Source organism: Gemmatimonadota bacterium, assembly GCA_016720805.1.
GTDB lineage: Bacteria > Gemmatimonadota > Gemmatimonadetes > Gemmatimonadales > GWC2-71-9 > Palsa-1233.
The window spans coordinates 44,259-67,984 of the sequence record JADKJZ010000016.1 but is presented as its reverse complement, the minus strand read 5'-3'; the positions used below and the strand labels follow the sequence as shown (position 1 = coordinate 67,984).

Here is a 23,726-nt window from a genome sequence, read left to right as displayed (position 1 = left end):
GCATGCTCCTTGCCAAAGTACTCCCGGTCTGCCTCAATCTCCTGTTCCGGCGACAGATTCTGTCGCGTGCCGATGTACCCGTACAGCGACGTGACCATGTAGCCGTCGAAGGCCTTCCCCTTGAGCTTCTCGGTGAGCCCGACGAGGCCCGGGTAGCTGTTCTTGCACGGGCCGCACCAATGCGCGGTGAACTCGATCAGCGAGACCCGGCCGGGCTTCGGCGCCACGACGGTCGTCTGATCGGTGTTGATCCACCAGGTCGCCGAGATCTCGGAGGCCTTGGTGCCGATCAGCGCGTAGCGATTCCGGAAGTCCTTGAAGCTCGCGGTGGCCGGCGCCCCGAGTTCCTTCTCGGCAGCGTCCAGGATCATCAGCGCCGAGTCGGGGTGGAGCCTGTCCGCGTACGAGCGCGCCAGCGACGAATAGCCGGAGATTGTCTCCTGGGGCTTGTTGAGCTTCTTGCCGAGCGCGATCACCGCGAGGGCGTGGACCCGAAGGCCTTCGGCGACGTCGAGGTACTCGTAGCGGCCGAGCATGTTGCGGTGCGCTGCCAGCTTGAGGTCATCGAGTGAGTCGGGGAGGGCATCAACCTTCGCGACGTACCGCTCGGCGCCCTCGATGATGCCGAAAAAGCTCGGCACTTTCGCAACTTCCTGGTTCATCCCCATCAACAGCGCCTGCGCCCGCGCCCGCGGCGGCAGGTCGGTGGCGGTCATCAACCGCTCCGTGGCGCGCCGCGCACCGCTGGTGTCCTGGGCGGCGTTGTAAAGGGTGACGAGGTCCATCAGTTGGCCGGCGGGAATCGTCTCGACCGAGAAGGTCGCGGCGCACTCGGCTGCCCGCTGCTGGAAGCCCTTGAAGGCGGCCCTGCTGGCCGCCTGATACGTCGCCATGAGAGCCGCGCGGGTCGAGTCCGTCGCCTTGCGGGTGCCGGGCGCGGGGGCGGGGCGACCGGGGCAACAGCGCGCGCTGGGCGTCTGCGCTCGACGAGGTGGCGAGCCAGCGAGTGAAGGGGCCAGCAAGGCCAGGAGGGCGAGCGGGAAACGCGGTGCCATGGGGACTCCCGGTGATTGTGCGGGGTAGGGTTCAAGAGTACCCTGCAACAGATGTTGCGGCAAACGGCTGCCGTCGACCCCGGACCCGTCCAGCAGTCGAGAATGCTGATGCCATCGATTTCGAACGTCCGGCTGGTTCTCCCCCTCGCCATCCTCGTGACCGGGTGCTATACCGGCACACCGGTGCCGGCTCCTGGCCGGCCTCCCGCTCCGGTGCAGGAGTACTGGGGTACGCCGACGGCGCAGGTGGACTTTGATCGCATCGTCCGTGAGCTGATGGCGCTTGAGGTGGAGCACCCAGCGGAGGTCGCACGAAGGAACGCGGATGACCCAATGCTCCGCCGTCATTCGGCACGGCTGGAGGCCTCACGGCGTGAGCTCGCCGAGCTCCCCAATCCCGCGACGGCTGATGTCGTGTTCAGCGAACGGCTCGATGGCGCGCTGGATCTTCGGCTCCGAGAACTCGCGGTTGAGCAGCGCCTCCTCCTGGCGCGGGTCAAGCCCGAAGATCCGGAGGCCCGGCAGATGACTGCCGCCATTGCTGCCCTCGAGGCCCGCCGCACCGCGCTCCACGCGCATCAGGAGACCCTTTATGCCCGCTACCGCGCCGAGCCCACCCTCTCGGCAGGTGAGTGGATTCGGATCTCGCTGCCATCTGGGGTGGGGAGTGGCGCGCGTCGGGCCCAGGGCCGCTTCCTTGCGATGCGCCAGGATTCGCTGCTCTGGCAGCCCAGCGGATCGACTCCCCGCGCCCTGTTGCTGCCGAGGGAGGCCACCGTCGAGCGGGTGGTCTCACGGCGCGGACACGCCTGGGAAGGGGCGCTCCTCGGCTTGGTCGGTGCGGCAGTCGCCGGTGGCACCAAGCGCGGTTCATTCGACGACGAGACCGAGCTGCGGACCATGGTGTATGCGCCCGTTGGAGCGGTGATCGGTGGCCTGATCGGCTCGATGATCTATACCGAACAGTGGACTCCGGTCGCCTGGTACCGATCTGCGACGGCCTCCGGCCCTGCGGGGATCGGCGTCGGGGTGCGGCGGTCACGCCCGCCGCTCGATCGGGGTCGCTGACCGGCGGCGAGGGGTGGCTCTCGCCGGCGGCTCTCCCCGTGTATTTTCCCGCCCCATAGGAAACACCGGTTCTCCGACCCCCTTACTCCCCAACCCCTCGTGGGAGCCCATGGCGCTCACCGTCACGCATCGCACGGCCGACCCGGCCACCCTCGACACACCCCTCCTGATCGTCCCGGTCGCGAAGGGGGTCACATCGCCCGCCCTCGATGCCCTCGACAGCTCGGTGGGAGGCGCCATCGGCCGGTGCCGCGCGTCCGGTGATTTCACCGGCGCCAAGGATGAACTCGCCGTCCTCTACCCGCCTTCCGGCAAGGTCGCGCGGGTCATCCTCGTCGGCCTCGGCGAGGTCGAAAAGGTGACCGCCGCGTCGCTCCGCCGCGCCGCCATGGTCGCCGGGAAGCGTGCGCGTGTCCTCGGTGCGCCGTCGGCCGCCTTGCTCTTCATCGCGGCGATGGCCCCGGCTGTTGATGCAGGGAAGGCCGGTCAGTCGCTGGCCGAGGGGCTGCCGTTCGGCGCCTGGCACTATCCGGACCTGAAGCGGCCGCCTGAGACCCCGAAGCCGAAGTTCGAGTCGGCGGAGATCATCACCGCCGTGGCCGATGCAGCGTTCGCTGCCGGCGTGGCACGCGGCACCGCGATCGCCGACGGGCAGACCTTCACGCGCTACCTGCAGATGCTCCCTGGCAACACCTGCACGCCGGCGTTCCTCGGCGAGCAGGCCGAGGCGTTGGGCAAGCGGCATGGCTTCACCGTGACGGTCATGGACGGCAAGGCGATTCAGAAGGAAGGCATGCACGCCCTCTGGGCGGTGGCGAAGGGGAGCGCGCTCGATCCGCGATTCATCATCCTCGAGTACAAGGGGAGTGACGACGCGCCGGTGGTGCTGGTGGGGAAGGGCGTGACGTTCGATACCGGCGGCATCTCCATCAAGCCGGCGCCGGCGATGGAAGAAATGAAGTACGACATGTCCGGTGCGGCTGCCGTACTGGGGACGTTCGAGGCGCTCGGCCGCCTCAAGCCGAAGGCCCATGTGATCGGCCTGATTCCCTCGGCCGAGAACATGCCGTCGAGTACCGCCTACAAGCCGGGCGACGTGGTCTCGTCGCACTTCGGCAAGAGCATCGAAGTGCAGAATACCGACGCCGAAGGACGGCTGTTGCTGGCCGATGCGCTTTCGTGGGCGCGGCGGTACCACCCCGCCGCCGTGGTCGACTGCGCCACGCTCACGGGGGCGATCGTGATCGGGCTGGGCCACACCGCGAGTGGGGTCATGGGGACAGACGCGGCGCTGGTGGCTGAAGTCATCGCTGCTGGCGAGCGCGCAGGCGAACGCGGCTGGGAGCTGCCACTCTGGGACGAGTATCGCGAGCACATCAAGTCGGATATTGCCGATATGCGCAACACCGGTGGCCGCCCGGCGGGAAGCATCACGGCGGGATGGTTCCTTCGCGAGTTTGTCGAGGGTTATCCCTGGGTGCACATCGACATCGCCGGCACCGCCTACACCGAGGGCGAACCGGCCACGCAGGTACGCGGTCCGACCGGAGTGATGGTGCGGCTCTTCTCCGAGCTCGTCCTGGCCCGGAGCTGACGCCCACCGTGTCGGCGCTCCGGACGGCATGCCTCGTCGGCGCCCTCGTCATCGGGGGCGCCGTCGCGTCACACGCCCAGGTCATCGCGCCGCCGCCACCGCCACTCTCCGATTCGGCGCGCGTCGCCGATTCGCTCAAGAAGGTGGCCGCGGATACCATCTCGACCGCTGACCGCGTGCTCAAGGCGCAGGGGCAGGAGCGCGTGTTGCTGCGCACGCTCGATCCGGTCGGCACCACCGGACTCCTGACGCCGCACAGTCGTATCCTCATCACCCGCGACTCGATCGACTGGGCCACTGCGCAAACAGTCAGTGAGCTGCTTTCGCGCGTTCCCGGCGTCTACCTCTGGCGCGAGGGATGGCTCGCTCGCGGCGAGATGCCGAACTACCTCGGGCGCGGGGCGTCGTCTGTCGAGTATTCGGTTGATGGCGTGCCGTATCTCCCGGTCGGTCCGGATTCCCTCGCCGCCGATCCGTCGCTCTGGTCACTCGCGCTGCTCGATCGGGTCGAGATCGAGCGCGGGGCGGGGCAGTTGCGTGTTGCCCTCTTCACGCGGCGTCACGACCGCGCGGCCCCGCGCACGCGGATCGGACTGACCTCCGGTGATCGATCGGTGGCCCGTTATCTCGGCTCTTTCGAACGTCGGTATCCGAGCGGCATCGGACTCGGACTCGCCGCGGAATATCTCTCGGTGAATCCCCCGAACGGCGGCAGTGGTGGTGCCAACAGCACGAACGCCTGGATCCAACTGGGGTACATCCCGTCGCCGCGCATCGGGATGCAATTCCAGTTGCAGGTGCAGGACGCCGTGCGCGACACCCTCTTCGCCGGCGATGCACCGGCGGGCACGATCTTGAGTCCCGGGCTCACCGGCACGCGGAGTGACGCCCAACTTCGACTCTCGTATCAGCGTTCCACCGACGGCCTCGGCTCCCGCGCCGACGTGGTCCTCGGCCGCACGGCGTGGAGTGGCGAAGGAATCCGGCACGACGTCGGTCGCGTCGGTGCCGTGCTCGCGCGTCGGCAGCCAACGTGGTCGAGTCAGCTCACGGTCTGGCACCAGACCGAGTGGACGCCGCTCGACGCGCGGCTCGCGCTCGGCTGGGCGCCATCGCGGCGCCTGAGTGGCGCGGTCGAGCTGGTCAGTCAGCAACACGACGGCGACCGCAGCAGTAGTTGGGGCACCGCGCGCATCGGGTTCCGCGCGCCGTTGGGCGTGACGCTCAGCGGCGTGATCCGCGACGGGCATCGGGTGCAGGCCCCCGCCGATGCATCGGAGTTGGCGCAACGCTTCACCGACGTCGAGGCGACCGCCTCGATCGACACCCGGCGGCTCAGCGTCGAAGTGGGTGGTGCGCGGCTGGATGGGTGGCGACCGCTGGCGTATCGCAATTTCCCCACGATCGCCTCGCTCAAGCCCCTCGAGTCCACGGACTGGGTGACGGCGCGGGCCCGCTTTGCGGCCAACGGCTGGCTGACCTTCGAGAGCGTGTATGAACATCCGATTCGGGGTGACCAGCCCGATGGCACGCCGCCCCATCATGGCCTGACCACGGCGACGATCCGCTCGCGCTTTCTCCGCAACTTCCCTAGCGGGATCTTCGAGATGAAGCTGCAGGGGATGGTCGAGAGCTGGAGCCCCGGCGTCATCGGTCGGACGGCGCAGGGCGAGCCGATCGCCCTCCCTGGCCGGACCTTCGTCCGCGGCTGGCTGCAGTTCAAGATCGGGCCGTTCATCGCCTACTACGACCGGGTGAATTTCAGGGCGGTCCGGGCTGGCACCGTCCCGGGGTATCCGATCCCCTCGCTGGCCTCCTCCTTCGGGATCCGCTGGGACTTCCTGAACTGATCCGGGATCGCCGAAGGGGCAGGATTCCCCCGGATGCCTCGAATCAGCTATCTTTCCCAGCTACCCTCGGTCCGGAGACCACGGCGTGGCCTTGAGCATGACCGGTTTCGGGGCAGCGGAAGGCGATCTGGGGGGCCGGCGACTCCGGGTCGAGATTCGCACCGTCAACCACCGCTATTTCAACCTGGCGGCCCGTTTGCCGTCCGAATTGGCGGCGGTCGAGGGAGAGTTGCGGGAGGCGCTGCGCACCACGTTCGAGCGGGGGCACCTCACAGTGTCGGTCCGCTGGGTCGAGGATGGCGCCCTGACGGCGGGGATCGATTGGACCCGGGCTGAGGCGGTGGTGGCCTCGCTGACGGCGCTCCGCGATCGCTTCGGCCTGGGTGGTGAGGTGACGGTCGAGTTGGTGGCCAGGCAAGCCGATGTGCTGGGGATCCGGCGCGAAGGTGAGGGCGAGGCCCTCCCATGGAGCGAACTGGCTCCAGTCGTGGCCGCGGCCTCGGCCGAGTGCCGCGCCTCGAGGGCCCGCGAGGGGGCGGTCCTGACGGCGGAGATCGCGCAGCGGGTCGCGGCGATCCGCGCGGCGGCGGACCGAGTGGCCGAACAGGCGCCAGCCCGTGTGGCACGCGAACGGGACCGACTCCGCGCGAGCGTGACGCAGTTGCTCGACGGGATCGCGATGGACGCGCAGCGAGTGGCGCAGGAGATCGCGGTGCTCGCCGACCGGCTCGACATCACCGAGGAACTGGTGCGCCTCCGCGCCCACCTCGATGCGACCGACGCGGCGCTGGCCGAGGGACTGGCAGTCGGAAAGCGGCTCGGCTTCATCGCCCAGGAACTCGGGCGCGAGGTCAACACGATCGGCTCGAAGGCCAACGACGCCGTCATCGCCCACGAGGTCGTGGGGATGAAGGGCGAGCTCGAGAAGATTCGCGAGCAGTTGGAGAACCTCGAGTGACGCCGTTGGTGGTGGTGCTTTCGTCGCCCTCGGGTGGCGGGAAGTCGTCGATCGCCAAGCGACTGCTCGGTGAGCGGACAGACAGCGGTTACTCGGTGTCGGCCACGACGCGCACACCGCGGCCCGGTGAAGTGGATGGCGAGGCCTACTACTTCCTGTCGCGTGAGGAGTTCGAGCGGCGCGTGCAGGCCGGCGATTTCCTCGAGCATGCCGAGTACAACGGCCATCGCTACGGGACGCTGTTCGACGAGGTCCGGCGGGTGACCCACACGGGTCGCCATGTCCTCCTCGACATCGAGGTGGTGGGTGCCCGGTTGGTCCGGGAACGCTTTCCCGATGCAGTGCTGGTGTTCGTCGTGCCGCCGAGCGGTGCGGTGCTCGCCGAACGGTTGCGGGGTCGCGGGACGGAGGCGGAGCAGGTGGTGGCGGGGCGCCTGCAGAAGGCGCTGGATGAGTTGGCCGCCGCCGTGGAGTACGACTACGTCGTGGTAAACGACGCGTTGGACGAGGCCGTGCGCATTGTGCACGCGATCCTCGATGCAGAAGCTCGGCGCACCAGCCGGCAGCGGGACGTCGCCGTCCTGCTTGATCGGCTCCGTGCCGAGGTCGCGGCAGAGCTCGCGCGCTCGACCGCTCATCGTTGACTGGAGGAGCACCATGGAAGTGTTTACGCCGCAGGAAGTCGCTCGCTACACCGGCTCGAAGTACCGGGGCATTCTGGTCGCCGCGAAGTTCGCGCGCTACCTGAACGAGTTCCCGCGTGATGTCGTGGCGAGCTGGGAGCACACGGAGGGCGCCAAGAAGTTGACCACGCTCTCGCTGCAGAAGCTCACCACCGGCGACCTCACGTTCCGCGAGCTCCGTCGGCGCCGCACCGAGGCCTGAGATGTGGCGGGGCCGTCGAGTCGTCCTCGGGGTCACCGGGGGAATCGCGGCCTACAAGTCCGTCCTGCTGGCGCGTGACCTGACCACGCGGGGCGCGCTGGTGGATGTGATTCTCACCCGGGGCGCCACCGAATTCATCGGCGTCCCGACATTCGAAGCCGTGACTCGACGCCCCGTGCGCACCTCCCTCTGGGAGCGCGACGGGGCGCTCGACCATGTCACCCTCGGCGAATCGGCCGACCTGATTCTCGTTGCCCCGGCCACGGCGCACCTGCTGGCGCGCGCTGCGCTCGGCATGGCCGACGATCTCCTGACCGCCACCCTCCTCGCCGCGAAGGCGCCGGTGCTCGTCGCCCCGGCGATGAACGACGAGATGTTCGCCGACGAGGCCACCACCGCAAACCTCGCGCTGCTGCGCGAGCGCGGCTGGCATCAGGTCGGGCCGGTGGTGGGCGCGCTCGCGGAAGGACCCTCCGACAGGCCGGGGCGGATGGCCGAGCCGGGGGAGATCGTGGCGCATGCCGAGCGCGTGCTGGCCGGCCCCGGTCCGCTACTCGGCCTCAAGGTGGTGGTGACTGCCGGCCCGACGCGCGAAGGGATCGATCCGGTCCGTGTGATCACCAATCGCTCGAGCGGGAAGATGGGCTATCGGATTGCCGAGGCCGCGTGGCGGCGCGGCGCCGACGTGACGCTGATCACCGGGCCGTCGGCCGAACCGATTCCGGTGGGCGTCACCATCCGTCGAGTCGAGACCACGCACGAGCTGAAGGACGCCGTCGCGAGCCAGATGGCAAGCAGCGACGTCCTGGTGATGGCGGCGGCACCGGCAGACTACCGCCCCGTGCATACTCGGGACACCAAGTTGCCGCGCTCCGAGGGTGGCTTCACGTTGGCATTCGAGTCGACCGAGGACATCCTGGTGGCGACGATGCCATTGCGGCACGCCGGGCTGACAGTGGTCGGCTTTGCGCTGGAGACTGGTGCGGCGCTTGAACGCGGACGTGCCAAGCTGACCCGCAAGCAGCTCGACCTGATCGTGATCAACGACGCACTCGAAGCAGGCGCGGGGTTCGACGTCGACACCAATGCGGTCACCATCCTCGACTGCCAGGGTGGCGACCAGCGGATCTCGTTGCGCAGCAAGGCGGACGTGGCCGAGGCGATCCTCGATGCGATCGAGCAGTACCGTGGCTGACCCGGTTCGGCGCTGGCTCGAGCTGCAGCGCGACCTCGGCGGCGACGAGGTGATCGTGGACAGCGCGACCGATCTGGTGGCGGCGATGAGCGCCAAGGCACCGAAGGCCACTCCTCGCACCGCCCCCGTCGCTCCGACCATCACCCAGGCCGCCCCCGAGACTCCGCTGAAGGCCAAACCGAAAGCCTCCCCACCACCCTCGCCCCGTACGAATGCCATCGTCGAGCCGAAGTCGGCACCGATCTTTGGGGGCGTGGTCAAACCCTTTGGCGACCCCGAGGCGGTCTGGCGGAAGGCGGCGCCCGAGATCCCGGGTCCGGGAATGGCGGTGGTACCTCCACCGGCCAGCGTGGCGAAGGGTGCCATCTGGACGTCGCTCGAGCAGGTGGCCGGTGTCATCGCCGAGTGCCGTGCCTGCCCACTCTGTCAGGGACGGACCAACACCGTGCCCGGAGAGGGAAATCCGGCGGCGCGCCTGATGTGTGTCGGCGAGGGACCGGGGGAGAACGAGGACCTGTCGGGGCGACCCTTTGTGGGAAAGGCAGGCGAGCTCCTCGACAAAATTCTTGCCAACATCGAGGTTCCTCGGGAACAGGTCTACATTGCCAATGTCGTGAAGTGCCGCCCCCCGCGGAACCGGGCGCCGCTCCCCGACGAGCGCGAGGCATGCAGCGCCTATCTGCACCGCCAGATTGCGCTGGTGCGTCCCAAGGTCCTCCTCGCGCTCGGCAGCACGGCCGCCGAGGCGTTGCTTGGGGTCAAGAAGCCGCTGGGTGATCTCCGTCTCCGGGTCCACGCCTGGGACGGCATACCGCTCATCGTCACCTATCACCCGGCTGCGCTGCTGCGTAACCCCAACTGGAAGCGACCCGCCTGGGATGATGTCCGAATCGCCCGACAGCTCCTCGAACTCGACGCCTGATCCGTTCCAGGGACGCACCGTCCCCTGGAGTCAGGAGGCCGAACAGGCCGTGCTCGGCGCCATGCTGATCGACAGCGAGGCGTCGCTGCGCGGTGCTGAGCTGCTCGACGACCTCCAGTTCCACAAGGAAGGTCACCGCCGCCTCTTCCGGGCGCTGCGCTCGCTGGTTGAGCAGCGGATGGTGATCGACTATGTCACCGTGCGCGACGAGCTGCAGCGCCGGGGTGACCTGGAACAGGCTGGGGGCGTCGCCTATCTCGATGAGCTGGTCAACGCCGTGCCCACGGCGGCCAACCTCGAGTTCCACGCCCGGATCCTCCGCGAAAAGGCGATCCAGCGCCGCCTGATCGAGGCCGCGACGCAGATCGTCTCGGAAGCGTACGAGGGGAAGACCACCGCCGCGGAGCTGCTGGACAAGGCGGAAGGGAAGATCTTCGTGATCGGGCAGCAGCGTCGTGACGACGGCTTCACCCGGATCAAGGAGATGCTCTGGCCATCGATGGAGCGCATTGAACAGCTCCAGCGAAGCGGTAGTTCGATTACCGGGGTCCCCAGTGGCTTCGCCGATCTTGACGAGATGACCACCGGCTTCCAGAACTCCGAACTCATCATCGTGGCGGCGCGTCCCTCGATGGGGAAGACCGCGTTCTGTCTGAACCTCGCGACCCATGCGGCGATCGAGGGGCACGGCGTCGCCGTCTTCTCGCTCGAAATGTCGAAGGACTCGCTGGTGCAGCGTATGCTCTGCGCCGAGGCACGGGTCGACTCGCAGGCCGTTCGCCGCGGCATGCTGCGCGACACCGACTTCACGCGCCTGGCCCGCGCCGCCGGCATCCTGCAGAACTGCCCGATCTGGATCGATGACACCCCGGCGCTGACGCTCCTGGAGATGCGCTCCAAGGCGCGACGGCTCAAGGCCGACAACGACCTCAAGCTGGTCATCGTCGACTACCTCCAGCTCATGCGCAGCCCCGAGTACGCCGACAATCGCGTCCAGGAAATCTCCGACATCTCGCGCTCGCTCAAGCAGCTGGCGCGCGAACTCGAAGTGCCGGTGATCGCGCTGTCACAGCTGTCGCGCGCCTCGGAGCAACGCGGCGGCGACCGGATGCCGTTGCTCTCGGACCTGCGCGACTCCGGCGCGATCGAGCAGGACGCCGACATCGTCCTCTTCATCCACCGGCCCGAGATGTACCGCGACCTGCGCGAGAAGGCGGAGCAGGCGGGCGATTCGCTCGACGGGAAGGCCGAGGTGATCATGGCGAAGCACCGGAACGGTCCGACCGGCTCGATCGATCTCTTCTTCCACAAGCAGTTCACGCGATTCGACAGCCGCACCGAACGGGAGCAGTGATGGCGAAGGCCCGCGCGGTCTGGCGGTGCGTCGAATGCGGCCACGACCACCCCAAGTGGGTCGGTCGCTGCGAGGCGTGCGGGGCGTGGAACAGCGTCGGCGAAGAGGCCATCAGCAAGGCGCCCGCGCCGCGCGGCGGCGGCGCCGTCGCCACATATGCGCCGGTGGTCCGCCTCCGTGATGTCACCGAGGCCCGGCTTGAACGCTGGGGCACCGGACTGCCGGAACTCGACTTCGTGCTCGGGGGCGGCATCGTGCCGGGCTCGATGACGCTGATCGGCGGCGAACCCGGCATCGGCAAGTCGACGCTGCTGATGCAGGCGGCGGCACGTCTCGAGGCGAGCGGCCGCACCGTCCTGTACGCCAGCGGCGAGGAATCGGCCGAACAGCTCCGCCTCCGTGCCGACCGCCTCGGCGAGGCGAGCGGCGACGTGCAGGTCCTCGGCGAGACCCGTCTCGAAGGGGTGCTGCAGGCCGCGCGCGCGATCGACGCGGCGGTGCTGATTCTCGACTCCATCCAGACCGTCTACACCGACGCGCTCGAAAGCGCTCCTGGCAACGTCGGCCAGGTGCGCGAGTGCGCCGGGCTCCTGATGCGCTTCGCCAAGGAGAGTGGCGTCGCGGTGATCGTGGTCGGCCACGTGACGAAGGGCGGCGCGATTGCCGGCCCCAAGACGCTGGAGCACATCGTCGACACCGTGCTCTACTTCGAGGGCGAGTCGACGCTCGACTATCGCCTCCTTCGCGCCACGAAGAATCGGTTCGGCTCAGTCGATGAGCTCGGCGTCTTTTCGATGACGTCGCAGGGACTGGTTGCGGTGCAGAATCCGTCGGCGGTCTTCCTGGCCGCGCGGGCCGAGGGGACCGCGGGGAGCGCCGTGACCGCGTTGATGGAAGGCACCCGGCCGGTGCTGGTCGAGGTGCAGGCACTTGCGGCACCCTCGGGCTACGGCACGCCACAGCGCGTGGCCACCGGCCTCGACCCGAAGCGGCTCGCGGTGATCCTCGCGATCCTCGAGCGGCGCGGCAATGCGTCGTTCGCGACGCTCGACGTCTTCGTGCAGGTGACCGCCGGCGTGCGGCTCACCGAGCCAGGCGCCGACCTCGCCGTCGCGGCCGCGCTGCTTTCCTCGATGCGCGACCGCCCGACGCCAGCCAACGCGCTCTACCTGGGAGAGCTTGGCCTCGGGGGCGAGATCCGTCCGATCGGCGGGCTTGATCGCCGGCTCGCGGAGGCCGCCCGGCTCGGCTTCACGCAGGCCTTCGGCTCATCGCGTGCCACTGCCGCTGTCCCCGGCATCAAGCACCGCGGCCTCGACCATGTCGATCAATTGGTGCGCACCATTGGGTCGTGACGTCGGGGTGATCGTCGTCGCCGCCGGTCGCGGGGCGCGGATGGGCGGCGAGGTGCCGAAGCAGTACCTCACGCTCGCCGGCCACCCCGTCCTGTTGCACGCACTCCGACCGTTCGTCAGTCATCCCGAGGTCGCCACGGTGGTGGTCGTGCTACCGCCGGCAGACGCCGAGACGCCGCCGCCCTGGCTTGGCGGCTTGGTCGGTGATGCGCTCAAACTCGTCGCGGGCGGTGCGGACCGCGCCGCGTCGGTGCGGAACGGGCTGGCCGCGGTGCCTGCCGAATGCAGCGTCGTGCTGGTGCATGATGGCGCGCGGCCCTTTCCCCCGCGCGCTGCCATCGACGGCGGCATTCAGGCCGCACGCGTTGGGCATGTGGCGCTACCGGCGCTGCCGGTCTCGGACACGCTCAAGCGCGCCGATGACTTCGGGCGCGTGTTGGGGACCGTGCCGCGCGAAGGGTTGTGGCGTGCCCAGACCCCGCAGGCCTTTCCGCGCGCGATGCTGGAGCGCGCGCACGCCGCCGAGATGGCGGGCGACATGGTGGCCACCGATGACGCGATGCTCGCTGAATTGCTGGGTGCCGTGGTCGAGATTCTCCCGGGGACGGCCCGCAATCTCAAGATCACGACGCGCGACGACCTGGCGTTGGCCGAATGGTATGCCGCGGAGGGCGGATGATTCCGTTCCTGACGCCGGCGGATGTCGCCAGTGCCATCCCCAAGGTCCGAACGCACCTCGCCGCCGATGGCTTGCTCGCCTACCCGACCGAGACCGTGTATGGCCTGGGCTGCGCGCCGACCGATGCGGCACTCGACCGACTCGCCGCCCTCAAGGGCCGCCCCGCGCGCAAGCCCTTCCTCCTGTTGGTGAGTGGCATCGAGATGCTCAATCAATGCGGCCTCGTCCTCACGCCGAGCGCCAAGGCGATGGCCCAGGAGTTCTGGCCCGGGCCATTGACACTGGTACTCAGCGGCGGCGAGGGGCGGCTCCCGGATCGACTGCGCGGCGGTGGCGGCGGGATCGCGGTGCGCTGGACGTCGCACACGGACATTGCGCGACTGATTGCGGCGTGTGGCCGCCCGCTGACCTCGACGTCGGCCAACCTCCCCGGGGGACCGACGGCGCCGGGCCCCGGGGCGATCGCGTCGCTCTTTCCCGAGGCGATGGCCCGCAAGGAATTGATGGTGCTCGATGGCGGCGTCCTCGGCAACGTGCCGCCCTCGACATTGGTGGACTGCACCACCTCGGTGCCCGCGCTGGTCCGTGCCGGCGCGATTCCGCTGGCGGAACTGCGCAGACGCGTGGGGCGGCTGGCGCCATGAAGCGCATCCTCGTCGTCTGCACCGGCAACACCTGTCGTTCGCCGCTGGGCGAGGTGTTGCTGCGCGCGCACCTGGCAGCGAATCCCACCACTGCTGATGTCACGGTCACCTCGGCAGGGACCAACGCGTGGAGCGGGACGCCGGCGTCGGAAGGGTCCTATCTGGTGGCGCTGGAGCGTGGCCTCGATCTCTCGGCCCATCGTGCGACCGCGCTGACGATCGACCTGGTGCGGCAGGCTGACCTCATCCTCACGATGGGACGGAGCCACGCGACCTCGGTGCTCGCGATGGGTGGAGCGGGGAAGACGCACACGGTGGTCGACTACGCCGGACGCCGCGATGACTTTCCACCCGACGTCGCCGATCCCGTGGGCGGAGAGGTCGAGGACTACCGCTACACGGCCGACGTCCTCGACGAGTTGATGGGCTCCGTGAGCGCACGGCTGGCGCGCGAGCTCCGGTCGTGAGGGTCACCGCCAGCACGCGCCTCTTCGCCTTGCTCGGGGACCCTGTCTCGCACTCGCTCTCTCCACGGATGCAGAACGCCGGCTTTCTCGCGGCCGGGCTGGATGCGGTGTACGTCGCGATGCCGTGCGGCGCGGCGCAGCTCCCGACGCTGGTCGACGCCATGGTCGCCAACGGTGGCGGCGGGAACATCACCATTCCGCACAAGAACGCGGCGGCCGATCTGCCGGGTGTGCGCGACGATCGGGTGCACGCGCTGGGTGTCGCGAATGTGTTCGGCCGCGGGGCCGACGGTGGCACCATGCTCGGCAACAGCGATGTCGATGGCATTCTCTCGGCGCTCGATCGGCTCGAAGCGCCGGCTACGGCGTGGCATCTGCTCGGGACGGGCGGCAGCGCCCGCGCGGTCGTGGGGGCCGCACGCGAGCGCGGTGCCCGCATCGCGGTGCGCTCGCGCGCCCCGGGTCGCGCCGAGGCGTTTCTGACGTGGTGTGCCTCCGTGGGCGTGGCGGCGGCCGCGGCCGAGGAGTGCGAGGTCGTCATCAACGCGACGCCACTCGGCTTGGCCGGTGGCGATGGCATGCCGATCGATCCGTCACAGGGTCCGGCGCTGCGCGTGGCGCTCGACCTGACGTACCTCGAGCGCGGCCCGACCCGGTGGGTCGAGGCGTGTCGCGCGCGGGGACTCCGCCCGGATGACGGTCGCCACATCCTGCTGGTGCAGGGTGCCGCCTCCTGGCGGCTCTGGTTCCCCGGCCTCACCGCTCCGATGGCCATCCTGCAGGCTGCCCTCGATGGTCGCCTGGGCTGAGATGGCCCGACGGGCGGAGCGCTGGCTCCTCCCGTCGGAATGCCTCGTCTGCCAGCAGCGGGTGGTCGAGCCGGACGAGCCGCTTGTCTGCGCCGGCTGCCGAGTGCAGTGGCGCGCCCTCCCCGACCCGCGCTGCGCCATCTGCGGCGAACCGTCCCCACTTGGCCTGGCCTGTCGACTCTGCCCCCAATGGCCGGCGGGGATCGGTCCGGTGCAGTCGGCTGTCTTCCTCGACGACCGGCTCCGCCCCCTCGTGCACCGCTTCAAGTACCTCGGCTGGTGGCGGCTGGCCGACGCCTTTGCGGTCCGGATGGCGCCGCTGCTGGTCGGGCGCCCCGACGCGGACCTGGTGCCGATTCCGCTGGCGGCTGGAAGGCGGCGGAAGCGCGGCTACAACCAGGCTGAAGTCCTGGCCTTGGCGCTGGGGCGGCGGTCTGGGCGGCCGGTCTGCCCTGAGCGACTGGTCCGCTGCCGAGAGACGCCGACGCAAACCCGGCTGACCCCGGAGGCCCGGCTCGCCAACCTCGCCGAGGCGTTCGGTGCCATTCCGAGCGCCCGGGGCGTCATTCTCGTGGATGATGTCTTCACCACCGGGGCGACATTAGTTTCCGCTGCTGGGGCGTTGCTCGAGGCCGGAGCCCCCCAGGTGGAAGCGATCACCTTTGCGCGCGCCGAACCACCCTTGGTGGGTGCCGCTGCCCGATTGAGACCCTTGACCCACTCTCGCTGGAGTGAGGAGCCCGTATGAGCATCCGTGTTGGCATCAACGGTTTCGGCCGCATCGGCCGCAACGTGGTTCGCGCGGCGAAGGCGGCCGGCGTCTCCGACATCGACTTCGTCGCCGTGAACGATCTGACGGACACGAAGACGCTGGCGCACCTCCTCAAGTACGACTCCGTCCACGGTCGCTTTCCCGGCGACGTGACCGCGGTCGAGGGCGGGCTCAATGTCGGCGGCGACCTGGTGCGTGTCTTCTCCGAACGCGACCCGGCGAAGCTTCCGTGGGGTGAACTCGGCGTCGACATCGTGCTCGAGTCGACCGGCCACTTCACCGATCGCGACAAGGCGGCGCTGCACATCCAGGGCGGCGCGAAGAAGGTGATCATCTCGGCGCCGGCGAAGGGCGAGGACAAGACCTTCGTCTACGGCGTGAACCACCTCGACTACGATCCGACCAAGCACCACGTCATCTCGAACGCGTCGTGCACCACGAACTGCCTCGTGCCGGTGGTGAAGGTCATCCGCGACAACTTCGGCTGGGTCCGTGGCTACATGACCACGGTGCACAGCTACACCAACGACCAGAACATCCTCGACCTGCCGCACAAGGACTTGCGTCGCGCCCGCGCGGCCGCGATGTCGATCATCCCGACCAGCACCGGCGCCGCGAAGGCGACGTCGCTCGTGATCCCCGAGGTGAAGGGGAAGATCGACGGCGTCGCGCTGCGCGTCCCGACCGCCGACGTCTCGCTCGTCGAGCTGGTCTGCACGGTCGAGAAGACCACCACGGTGGAGGAGGTCAACGCGGCCTTCCGTGCCGCCGCGGGTGGCGCGCTCAAGGGCGTCCTCTTCGTCAGCGACGAGCCGCTGGTCTCGGTGGACTACGTCGGCGACCGGGCCTCGAGCACCGTCGATGCGCTCTCGACCGCCGTGCTCGAGGGGACGATGATTCACATCTCGTCGTGGTACGACAACGAGATGGGCTATTCGGCGCGGTGTGTCGACATGATCCGTCACATCGGCGCGCAGCTGTGAGCAAGCGGACCCTCGCCTCGCTCGAGGGGGTGCACCTCGACGGGCAACGTGTCGTGGTTCGGGTGGATCTCAATGTCCCGATCACCGATGGCGTGGTCGGCGACGATACCCGGATCCGGGCGTCGTTGCCCACGATCCGCTACCTCCGCGACAAGGGCGCGCGAGTGGTCCTGCTCTCGCACCTGGGCCGCCCCAAGGGTGGCCCCGATCCGAAGTATTCGCTCCGCCCGGTCGCCCGCGCCCTCGAAGTGGCGCTGGGCTTTCCGGTGACGTTCCTGCCCGATCCGACCAGCGATGACGCCGCCGCGACGGTGCGGCACATGCCGCGCGGCGGTGTCGCGTTGGCCGAGAACACCCGCTTCTACCCGGGCGAGGAGAAGAACGACGAGGCGTTGGCACAACGCTTCGCCGCGCTCGGCACCATGTATGTCAACGACGCGTTCGGCTCGGCGCATCGTGCCCACAGCAGCACCGCGGCGATCGCGCATCTGCTCAAGCCGGCGGTGTCGGGCTTCCTCATGGAGAAGGAACTCACGTTTCTTGGTGAGGCCGTCAACAAACCGGTTCGACCGTTCGTCGCCATTCTCGGTGGCGCCAAGATCTCGGGAAAGATCGACCTCATCGAGGCGCTGCTTCCGAAGGTTGATCACATCCTGGTCGGCGGTGCGATGGCGTGCACCTTCTTCAAGGCGATGGGACTCGAGGTCGGCAACTCGCTGGTCGAGCTCGATCGCGTCGACATGGCGAAGGAGCTGATTGCCAAGGCCGGCAGCAAGCTGGTCCTGCCGACCGGGGCGCGGATCGCCGAGCGGCTCGAGCCGCATGCGGTGACGCGCGGCGTGCCGCGCGACGGCATTCCGGCGGGCTGGGCGATGTACGACATCGACGCCTCCAGTGTGATGCAGTTCTCGGCGATCATCGCCGGTGCGCGCACCGTCATCTGGAACGGCCCGATGGGTGTGTTCGAGATGCCGCCGTTCGACGCCGGCACGATGGGCGTGGCACGCGCGCTGGCGTCGGCCACGGCATCGGGCGCGATCACCATCGTCGGCGGTGGCGACTCGGCCGCGGCGATTGTCGCCGCAGGGCTCGAGTCACAGGTCACGCACGTCTCGACCGGTGGCGGTGCATCGCTGGAGTTCCTGGAAGGGAAGCCGCTGCCGGGTGTCGAAGCGCTGGACGACGCCTGATGGCGCGCCCGGTGCTGTTCGCCGCCAACTGGAAGATGCAGGTCGCGCCTGGCGAGGCCCGGCTCTACCTCGAGCGGTTCCTCTCGCTCGACGCCCCACGCGCCGGCCGCACGCTGGCGTTCTTCCCGCCGGCCGTGTCACTCGAAGCGGTGGCGGGCGCCATCCGCGGGCACGATCACATTGTGGCCGGTGCGCAGGACGTGCACTGGGAGCCGAAGGGCGCCTTCACCGGGGCGGTCAGCGTCCCGTTGGTACGAGCGGCCGGCGCTGCGGCAGTATTGATCGGCCACAGCGAACGGCGGCACGTCTTCGGGGAGACCGACGCCGACACGGCCAAGAAGGTCGCCGCCGTGCTCGGCGGTGGCCTGCAGGCAATGCTCTGCGTCGGCGAGACGCTCGCGCAGCGCGAGGCCGGGGAGACCGAGGCCGTCTGCGCCAGGCAGCTCCAGGCCGCGCTCGCCGGGGTGGCACCGACCGCCGACCTGGTGATCGCCTACGAGCCGGTCTGGGCGATCGGCACCGGCAAGAACGCAACCCCGGAAGACGCCAACACGGTCCACGCCGCGATTCGCGGGGTGCTGGAGGGGTTGGGCCTCCCCCGAGCCACCCGCGTGCTTTACGGGGGGTCAGTCAACGCGGGCAACGCAGCCGCCCTCCTGGCCCAGCCCGAGCTCGATGGCGTGTTGGTGGGTGGTGCCTCCCTCGACCCCGATGGCTGGGCGGGGATTTGCTCCACCGTGGCCCCTTAGAGGTTGAGCCCGGTCCGTCGGGCCGCTATCTTGGGGGGCTAGGCTCAAACCACAGGACTTTCGGATGTTCGGTTTTCTGCTGACGTTGATGATTCTCGACGCCCTGATCCTCGCGGCGGTCGTTCTGATGCAGGCCGGCCAAGGCGGCGGGCTCGCCTCGCTCGGCGGCGGTGGCGTGCAGGCGATCGGCGGCCGTCAGGCCACCACGATCCTGACCAAGGCCACCTGGATCACCGGCGGCGCCTTCATGGGCCTCGCGCTGCTCCTCTCGGCCGTCGCGCCGGGCCGGGCCACTGCGGCCAGCGAGGTGCAGCAGAGGCTGCAGCAGGGGGCCCAGCAGGCGCCCGTGCCGACCTCGCCGCTCGAGGGCACCACCGCTCCACCGCCGGTCACGGCGGCGCCCGCTCCCGCTCCCGGGACGACGCCAGCGCCGGCGCCCGCCGGGACCAAGCAGCCGTGATGGCGAACAACGCAGGCGGGACTCTTCGTCCCGCCTTCGTTTTGTTGGAGGACGGCAGCTGGTTCGCCGGCCAACTGGTTGGCCCGATCGCCAAGGGGTTCGGTGAAGTCGTCTTCACCACCAACCTCACCGGCTATCAGGAAACCTTCACCGATCCCAGCTATCTCGGCCAGATCGTCGTGATGACGGCGCCGATGATCGGCAACTACGGCATCACGGCAACCGACGACGAATCCGCGCACCCGCAGGTGAGCGGGGTGGTCGTGCGTGAACTCGCCGAGCACTACTCGAATTGGCAGGCGGTCACGTCGCTCCCGGAGTGGCTTGCCGCCGCCGGCGTCCCGATCATCACCGGCGTCGACACGCGTCGGCTCACGCGCCACATCCGCGAACGCGGCGCGATGCGTGGCGTCATCGCCGAAGGCAGCGAGCCGACCGATGCACTGCGGGCCGAACTCGCGGCCTCGCCGTCGATGAGCGGACTCGACCTCGCCTCGCGAGCGACGGTCAGCGAGTCGTATGTGCAGGGCAGTGGACCGTCGGTGGTGGCGATCGACTTCGGGATGAAGCGCAACATCGTCCGGATGCTCGAGTCGACCGGGCTCCGCGTCGAGGTCGTGCCGGCCGAGACGACCGCCGCCGAGATCCTGGCCAAGGCCCCAGATGGACTCTTCCTTTCGAACGGTCCCGGCGATCCGGCCGCCGTCGGCTATGCTCGCGAGACGATTCGAACGGTGGCCGAGGCGGGCGTCCCGACCTTCGGGATCTGCCTTGGGCACCAACTGGTCGGGCTCGCCTTTGGCGGCGCCACGGCCAAGCTGCCGTATGGCCACCGGGGCGGGAATCACCCGGTCAAGGAATTGGCGACGGGAAAGGTGTTGATCACCACGCAGAACCACGGATTCGCGGTTCAGGGCACGGAATCCGGCATTCCCGGGGCCCCGGAACTGACGGTGACCCACCTGAACCTGAACGACGGAACCGTGGAGGGGCTGAAGCACACTCGGCTCCCCGTCTTCGCGGTCCAGTACCACCCGGAAGCGGCTCCGGGGCCCCATGATGCCTTCCCCCACTTCGGGGAGTTCCTTGAGGCGATCCGGGTCCGGCGAGCCGAAAAGGGCGCAACCTCTTGACAGACAACGCTTAAGGGTCGTACATATCGGCCCGAAGGGGGCCTGTGGACGGCCCTCACGGTGTCTCCCCGAGGGGCTCAGATGACCAAAGCCGATCTCGTCGAACAAGTCACTGCCGCCATCGCCCGGACGTCCGGGCCGATGATCTCCAAGAAGGATTGCGCCCGCGTGGTGGACGCCTTCCTGGATGCCGTGAAGTTGGCGATGCGCGACCAACACAACATCGAAGTCCGCGGCTTCGGGACCTTCAAGATCCGACGTCGCAAGACGCGCATGGCGCGCAATCCGCGCACCGGTGATCCGGTGGAAGTGGCCGCGCGTCCCGTGCCGGTGTTCAAGCCCAGCAAGGAGTTGCGGGCACTCGTGGCACACGAGGAATACATCGACGACGGGTCGGAGATGGACGACGACGAGTGACGCATCGGTCGGTGTTGTTGTTCGCGCGGTACGCCGAACTGTTCGGCGCTGAGTCGGTGTCGGTGGAGCTTCCCGATGGTGCCACCGTTGCCGATCTGATTGCTGCCCTCCGCGCTTTGCCGGGGGGCGCGTCGCTTCCTCCCCAGCCGTTCGTCGCCGTCGCCCAGGCGCAGGCCGCCCCCGGCGATCGCCTCCCCGCCGACGCCGAACTGGCCCTGCTCCCGCCGCTCGCGGGAGGCTAACCCGTGCACCTGCAACATGATCCCCTCGATCTCGCGGCCCTGGTGGCCTCGGTCGCTTCTCCCGACCGCGGCGCGCTGGCGACCTTCGTCGGCCTGGTCCGCGACCATCACGCCGGTCGGGGGGTCCTGGGGCTGGAGTACAGCGCCTACGGGGCGATGGCCGAGGGGCAGTGCGCGAGGATCGTCGCCGAGGCCGAGGGGCGCTGGAAGGTCCGCCTGGCCTTGGCGCACCGCCTGGGGGGACTGACCGTCGGCGAGGCCGCCGTGATCGTCGTGGCTGCCTCTGCGCACCGCGAGGCGGCCTTCGAGGCCTGCCGGTGGGTCATCGAGGCCGTCAAGGCGCAGGTGCCCATCTGGAAGCGGGAGCGCTATCTCGACGGCAGCGAGGCATGGGTCGACCCGACCGCCCCCGCGGGAACGATGCCGACCGGAGAGACCCCATGAGTGGCGTGCTGGACCAATTCGGCCGCCCGCTCGGATCGCTGCGGATCTCGGTGACCGATCGCTGCAACCTGCGGTGCCGCTACTGCATGCCCGAGGAGGAGTACACCTGGTTGCCGCGGGCGTCGCTCCTGACCTTCGAGGAGATCACCAGGCTCGCAACGGCCTTCGCGTCACTCGGCGTATCCAAGCTGCGACTCACCGGTGGCGAGCCGCTGCTCCGGCGCGACCTGCCCCAACTCGTCGCGACGCTGGTGGGGGTGCCTGGCATCAGGGAGGTGGCCCTCACGACCAACGGCCTGCTGCTGGCCCAGCAGGCGGAGGCGCTGAAGGCCGCGGGGCTGCATCGCGTGACCATCTCCCTTGACACCTTGCGCGCCGATCGGATGGCGGCATTCGCCAAGAGCACGCATCACGGCGATGCCCTCGAAGGGATCTCCGCCGCACTCCGCGCAGGATTCTCGGGCATCAAGCTCAACACGGTGGTGGTGCGTGGCTTCAACGAGGACGAGCTCGTCGACTTGGCGCGCTTCGCGACGCGCGCTGGCCTGGAGCCGCGCTTCATCGAGTACATGGATGTCGGCGGCGCGACCGACTGGGACTCGGCGCAGGTGGTCGCCCGCGAGGAAATCCTGACGCGATTGGCCGAGGCCTTCGGGGCCGTGATCGCCGAGCCGCGACACGACGATCCCCGGGCGCCCGCGGAGCGATTCCGCTTCGCCGACGGCACGGTGGTGGGGGTCATCTCCTCGACGACGGCACCCTTCTGTCGGGATTGTGATCGGGCACGGCTGACAGCCGACGGGACGCTCTATCGGTGCCTCTACGCGGCAAGCGGAATCGATTTGCGCGCCCCGCTGCGGGACGGGCGCGACGACGTCGCGATTCGCGACATCGTCCGGGCGGCCTGGGCAGCACGTCGGGACCGCGGGGCCGAGGAACGAACGGCGGTCAAGGACCGAGGCATTCTGGTGCCGCTGGAAGGTCTCCGGGCCGATCCGCGCAAGGAAATGCACGTCCGAGGCGGCTGAGCAACTTCTGGCGTGGTGATGCGTAGTGCTCTCGTTGTTGGCGCCGCCGGGTGGTGGCGCGTCTCTGGTTCCCCTTCACTCGTGGTGATGCTCTTGTCGATTCCCTCCCGTTCCAGCCAGGCGTTGCTGTTGACGGCGCTCGTCGCCCTCGCCGCCACCCCTGCCTCAGCCCAGCAGGCGCTCCCGCTCAAGTACAAGGGTCCGATGACGACCGCGGCGATCACCGCCGGCGACCTGATGACACGGCTCTACATCTACGCCGACGACTCGATGATGGGCCGCCGTTTCGGCACCGAGGACAACATCCGCGCGACCTCCTACATCGAGCGTGAGGTCCGCCGGCTCGGCCTTCGCCCGGGCGGCGACAACGGCACCTTCTTCCAGAACCTGACGACGTACGGCCGCTCGATCGATCCGGCCAGCACTGCCTCGGCCGGCGGGACGGCGTTGGTGATCGGCAAGGACTTCACCGGGACCCAGATCGGCAATCGGTCGGGTACCGCGATCTATGGCGGCATGCGCGGGGACTCGGTCATGCCCGAGCAGATCAAGGGGAAGGTCGTCGTGGTCACCACCCCACTCGCGAGCGGTGCCGCGGGTCGCGGGCCGATCTCGCCGGCGCTCTACTCCGGTGCCGCCGCGTTGGTGCTGGTGGGCCCGGCGATGTTGCCGCCGGCTCGCGTCAACGCGACGGTGACCGCGACGCCGAACACGTTGGTTGGTGCTCCGGTGGCCGAGACGTCTCCGCTCCAGCTGACCATCACGCCGCGCGTCGCCGAACTGCTGTTCGGCAAGCCGATCGAGCAGGTGACCAAGGGCGCCGAGGGTGGTGTCCTGGCGGCGAACATCAACTTCACGGCTGCGCCGGTCCCGACCCGCAACGTCGTGGCGATTCTGCCGGGCACCGATCCGAAGCTCAAGTCGCAGTACGTGCTCATCGGAGCGCACAATGACCACGTCGGGTACAACAACCGTCCGGCCGACCACGACTCGCTCAAGGCCTTCGCCGAGGTCTTCCTGATTCAGGGCGCGGACAGCCGTCCCTCGCCGGATGCGCTGAAGGATCCGGTGAAGTGGGCGATGGTGAACGGCAAGATCGCCGCTGCACGCCGGATCCGGACAGAGTCGCGCGCCGACTCGATCTACAACGGCGCCGACGATGACGGCTCGGGCAGCGTCACGGTGCTCGAGGTGGCCGAGGCGTTCGCCAAGGGGACCATCAAGCCGAAGCGCTCGGTGATCTTCATCTGGCAGACCGGCGAAGAGTCGGGGATGATCGGGTCGGGGTACTTCGTCGACCATCCGACCGTTCCGCGCGATTCGATCGTCGCGGCGGTCAACATGGACATGGTCGGTCGCGGCTTCGCCTCGGACGTCACGGGCAGCACGAAGGCCGGCGGCCTGATCTACGGCGGCGCCGGGCTACCTGCAGCTGGTCGGCTCGCGCCGGCTCTCGAAGGAGTACGGTGACCT

General features: G+C 69.0%; 25 protein-coding genes. 24 read left to right on the top strand and 1 reads right to left on the bottom strand.

From position 1 onward, the window contains the following. On the bottom strand, positions 1-1,055 hold a 1,055-nt coding region (locus IPP98_16725; GenBank protein MBL0180729.1), incomplete at its 3' end, for a hypothetical protein. 108 nt (positions 1,056-1,163) lie between these two features. On the opposite strand from IPP98_16725, the gene IPP98_16720 reads away from it, so the two are divergent. The 24 genes from IPP98_16720 (at position 1,164) to IPP98_16605 (ending at position 23,723) form a co-directional block, all read left to right on the top strand. Continuing rightward, positions 1,164-2,123, top strand: a complete 960-nt coding sequence (locus IPP98_16720; GenBank protein MBL0180728.1) for a hypothetical protein — start codon at positions 1,164-1,166, stop codon at positions 2,121-2,123. A gap of 109 nt (positions 2,124-2,232) precedes the next feature. After that, positions 2,233-3,717, top strand: coding sequence for a leucyl aminopeptidase (locus IPP98_16715; GenBank protein ID MBL0180727.1), 1,485 nt, complete (start codon positions 2,233-2,235; stop codon positions 3,715-3,717). Between the two features lie 8 nt (positions 3,718-3,725). Then, a complete protein-coding gene (locus tag IPP98_16710) occupies positions 3,726-5,567 on the top strand; it encodes a TonB-dependent receptor plug domain-containing protein (protein ID MBL0180726.1) in 1,842 nt (613 codons plus the stop codon). A gap of 465 nt (positions 5,568-6,032) precedes the next feature. After that, positions 6,033-7,169: a guanylate kinase gene (gmk, locus tag IPP98_16705; GenBank protein MBL0180725.1), complete on the top strand. Its 1,137-nt coding sequence runs from the start codon at positions 6,033-6,035 to the stop codon at positions 7,167-7,169. 13 nt (positions 7,170-7,182) lie between these two features. Next, a complete protein-coding gene (locus tag IPP98_16700; GenBank protein MBL0180724.1) occupies positions 7,183-7,410 on the top strand; it encodes a hypothetical protein in 228 nt (75 codons plus the stop codon). A gap of 1 nt (position 7,411) precedes the next feature. Then, positions 7,412-8,605, top strand: a complete 1,194-nt coding sequence (coaBC, locus tag IPP98_16695) for a bifunctional phosphopantothenoylcysteine decarboxylase/phosphopantothenate--cysteine ligase CoaBC (protein MBL0180723.1) — start codon at positions 7,412-7,414, stop codon at positions 8,603-8,605. Then, complete coding sequence (locus IPP98_16690) at positions 8,598-9,527, top strand: uracil-DNA glycosylase (protein ID MBL0180722.1); 930 nt, start codon at positions 8,598-8,600, stop codon at positions 9,525-9,527. The genes coaBC and IPP98_16690 overlap by 8 nt, the downstream gene beginning before the upstream one ends. Beyond that, positions 9,487-10,881, top strand: a complete 1,395-nt coding sequence (gene dnaB / locus IPP98_16685) for a replicative DNA helicase (GenBank protein ID MBL0180721.1) — start codon at positions 9,487-9,489, stop codon at positions 10,879-10,881. The genes IPP98_16690 and dnaB overlap by 41 nt, the downstream gene beginning before the upstream one ends. After that, the gene (radA, locus tag IPP98_16680; protein ID MBL0180720.1) at positions 10,881-12,236 is read left to right on the top strand and encodes a DNA repair protein RadA; all 1,356 of its coding nucleotides are present in this window, start codon (positions 10,881-10,883) and stop codon (positions 12,234-12,236) included. Before dnaB ends, radA begins: the two co-directional genes overlap by 1 nt. Then, positions 12,226-12,915, top strand: a complete 690-nt coding sequence (gene ispD, locus IPP98_16675) for a 2-C-methyl-D-erythritol 4-phosphate cytidylyltransferase (protein MBL0180719.1) — start codon at positions 12,226-12,228, stop codon at positions 12,913-12,915. The genes radA and ispD overlap by 11 nt, the downstream gene beginning before the upstream one ends. After that, positions 12,912-13,559 (top strand): L-threonylcarbamoyladenylate synthase, encoded by a 648-nt coding sequence (locus IPP98_16670; GenBank protein ID MBL0180718.1) that lies wholly within the window; start codon positions 12,912-12,914, stop codon positions 13,557-13,559. The genes ispD and IPP98_16670 overlap by 4 nt, the downstream gene beginning before the upstream one ends. After that, complete coding sequence (locus tag IPP98_16665; protein ID MBL0180717.1) at positions 13,556-14,026, top strand: low molecular weight protein arginine phosphatase; 471 nt, start codon at positions 13,556-13,558, stop codon at positions 14,024-14,026. Before IPP98_16670 ends, IPP98_16665 begins: the two co-directional genes overlap by 4 nt. After that, positions 14,023-14,835 carry a hypothetical protein gene (locus tag IPP98_16660; GenBank protein MBL0180716.1) on the top strand — a complete coding sequence of 271 codons (813 nt, stop codon included), beginning with the start codon at positions 14,023-14,025 and terminating at the stop codon, positions 14,833-14,835. The genes IPP98_16665 and IPP98_16660 overlap by 4 nt, the downstream gene beginning before the upstream one ends. Next, complete coding sequence (locus tag IPP98_16655; GenBank protein MBL0180715.1) at positions 14,819-15,583, top strand: ComF family protein; 765 nt, start codon at positions 14,819-14,821, stop codon at positions 15,581-15,583. The genes IPP98_16660 and IPP98_16655 overlap by 17 nt, the downstream gene beginning before the upstream one ends. Further along, a complete protein-coding gene (gene gap, locus IPP98_16650) occupies positions 15,580-16,590 on the top strand; it encodes a type I glyceraldehyde-3-phosphate dehydrogenase (GenBank protein MBL0180714.1) in 1,011 nt (336 codons plus the stop codon). The genes IPP98_16655 and gap overlap by 4 nt, the downstream gene beginning before the upstream one ends. Continuing rightward, a complete protein-coding gene (locus IPP98_16645) occupies positions 16,587-17,780 on the top strand; it encodes a phosphoglycerate kinase (protein MBL0180713.1) in 1,194 nt (397 codons plus the stop codon). The genes gap and IPP98_16645 overlap by 4 nt, the downstream gene beginning before the upstream one ends. Further along, positions 17,780-18,529 carry a triose-phosphate isomerase gene (locus IPP98_16640; protein MBL0180712.1) on the top strand — a complete coding sequence of 250 codons (750 nt, stop codon included), beginning with the start codon at positions 17,780-17,782 and terminating at the stop codon, positions 18,527-18,529. Before IPP98_16645 ends, IPP98_16640 begins: the two co-directional genes overlap by 1 nt. A 64-nt stretch (positions 18,530-18,593) precedes the next feature. Then, positions 18,594-18,989, top strand: a complete 396-nt coding sequence (gene secG / locus IPP98_16635; GenBank protein ID MBL0180711.1) for a preprotein translocase subunit SecG — start codon at positions 18,594-18,596, stop codon at positions 18,987-18,989. Continuing rightward, positions 18,989-20,122 (top strand): glutamine-hydrolyzing carbamoyl-phosphate synthase small subunit, encoded by a 1,134-nt coding sequence (gene carA / locus IPP98_16630; GenBank protein MBL0180710.1) that lies wholly within the window; start codon positions 18,989-18,991, stop codon positions 20,120-20,122. The genes secG and carA overlap by 1 nt, the downstream gene beginning before the upstream one ends. Positions 20,123-20,203: 81 nt before the next feature. Further along, positions 20,204-20,539, top strand: coding sequence for an integration host factor subunit beta (locus IPP98_16625; GenBank protein MBL0180709.1), 336 nt, complete (start codon positions 20,204-20,206; stop codon positions 20,537-20,539). Then, positions 20,536-20,781: a MoaD/ThiS family protein gene (locus IPP98_16620; GenBank protein MBL0180708.1), complete on the top strand. Its 246-nt coding sequence runs from the start codon at positions 20,536-20,538 to the stop codon at positions 20,779-20,781. The genes IPP98_16625 and IPP98_16620 overlap by 4 nt, the downstream gene beginning before the upstream one ends. Positions 20,782-20,784: 3 nt before the next feature. Further along, positions 20,785-21,225: a molybdenum cofactor biosynthesis protein MoaE gene (locus IPP98_16615; protein ID MBL0180707.1), complete on the top strand. Its 441-nt coding sequence runs from the start codon at positions 20,785-20,787 to the stop codon at positions 21,223-21,225. Continuing rightward, entirely contained in the window at positions 21,222-22,253 is a 1,032-nt protein-coding gene (gene moaA, locus IPP98_16610) for a GTP 3',8-cyclase MoaA (protein ID MBL0180706.1), read from the top strand. The genes IPP98_16615 and moaA overlap by 4 nt, the downstream gene beginning before the upstream one ends. A gap of 84 nt (positions 22,254-22,337) precedes the next feature. Next, positions 22,338-23,723 carry a M20/M25/M40 family metallo-hydrolase gene (locus IPP98_16605; GenBank protein ID MBL0180705.1) on the top strand — a complete coding sequence of 462 codons (1,386 nt, stop codon included), beginning with the start codon at positions 22,338-22,340 and terminating at the stop codon, positions 23,721-23,723. The last annotated feature ends 3 nt before the right edge of the window (positions 23,724-23,726 follow it).

Excerpts from the sequence above, each read along its gene's own strand:
- IPP98_16665 (MBL0180717.1), top strand. The coding sequence starts at position 13,556 with ATGAAGCGCATCCTCGTCGTCTGCACCGGCAACACCTGTCGTTCGCCG.
- IPP98_16670 (MBL0180718.1), top strand. The coding sequence starts at position 12,912 with ATGATTCCGTTCCTGACGCCGGCGGATGTCGCCAGTGCCATCCCCAAG.
- IPP98_16720 (MBL0180728.1), top strand. The coding sequence starts at position 1,164 with ATGCCATCGATTTCGAACGTCCGGCTGGTTCTCCCCCTCGCCATCCTC.
- IPP98_16655 (MBL0180715.1), top strand. The coding sequence starts at position 14,819 with ATGGTCGCCTGGGCTGAGATGGCCCGACGGGCGGAGCGCTGGCTCCTC.
- radA (MBL0180720.1), top strand. The coding sequence starts at position 10,881 with ATGGCGAAGGCCCGCGCGGTCTGGCGGTGCGTCGAATGCGGCCACGAC.
- IPP98_16640 (MBL0180712.1), top strand. The coding sequence starts at position 17,780 with ATGGCGCGCCCGGTGCTGTTCGCCGCCAACTGGAAGATGCAGGTCGCG.
- IPP98_16625 (MBL0180709.1), top strand. The coding sequence starts at position 20,204 with ATGACCAAAGCCGATCTCGTCGAACAAGTCACTGCCGCCATCGCCCGG.
- dnaB (MBL0180721.1), top strand. The coding sequence starts at position 9,487 with ATGTCCGAATCGCCCGACAGCTCCTCGAACTCGACGCCTGATCCGTTC.
- moaA (MBL0180706.1), top strand. The coding sequence starts at position 21,222 with ATGAGTGGCGTGCTGGACCAATTCGGCCGCCCGCTCGGATCGCTGCGG.
- IPP98_16700 (MBL0180724.1), top strand. The coding sequence starts at position 7,183 with ATGGAAGTGTTTACGCCGCAGGAAGTCGCTCGCTACACCGGCTCGAAG.
- gap (MBL0180714.1), top strand. The coding sequence starts at position 15,580 with ATGAGCATCCGTGTTGGCATCAACGGTTTCGGCCGCATCGGCCGCAAC.
- IPP98_16715 (MBL0180727.1), top strand. The coding sequence starts at position 2,233 with ATGGCGCTCACCGTCACGCATCGCACGGCCGACCCGGCCACCCTCGAC.
- secG (MBL0180711.1), top strand. The coding sequence starts at position 18,594 with ATGTTCGGTTTTCTGCTGACGTTGATGATTCTCGACGCCCTGATCCTC.
- gmk (MBL0180725.1), top strand. The coding sequence starts at position 6,033 with ATGGAGCGAACTGGCTCCAGTCGTGGCCGCGGCCTCGGCCGAGTGCCG.
- coaBC (MBL0180723.1), top strand. The coding sequence starts at position 7,412 with ATGTGGCGGGGCCGTCGAGTCGTCCTCGGGGTCACCGGGGGAATCGCG.
- carA (MBL0180710.1), top strand. The coding sequence starts at position 18,989 with ATGGCGAACAACGCAGGCGGGACTCTTCGTCCCGCCTTCGTTTTGTTG.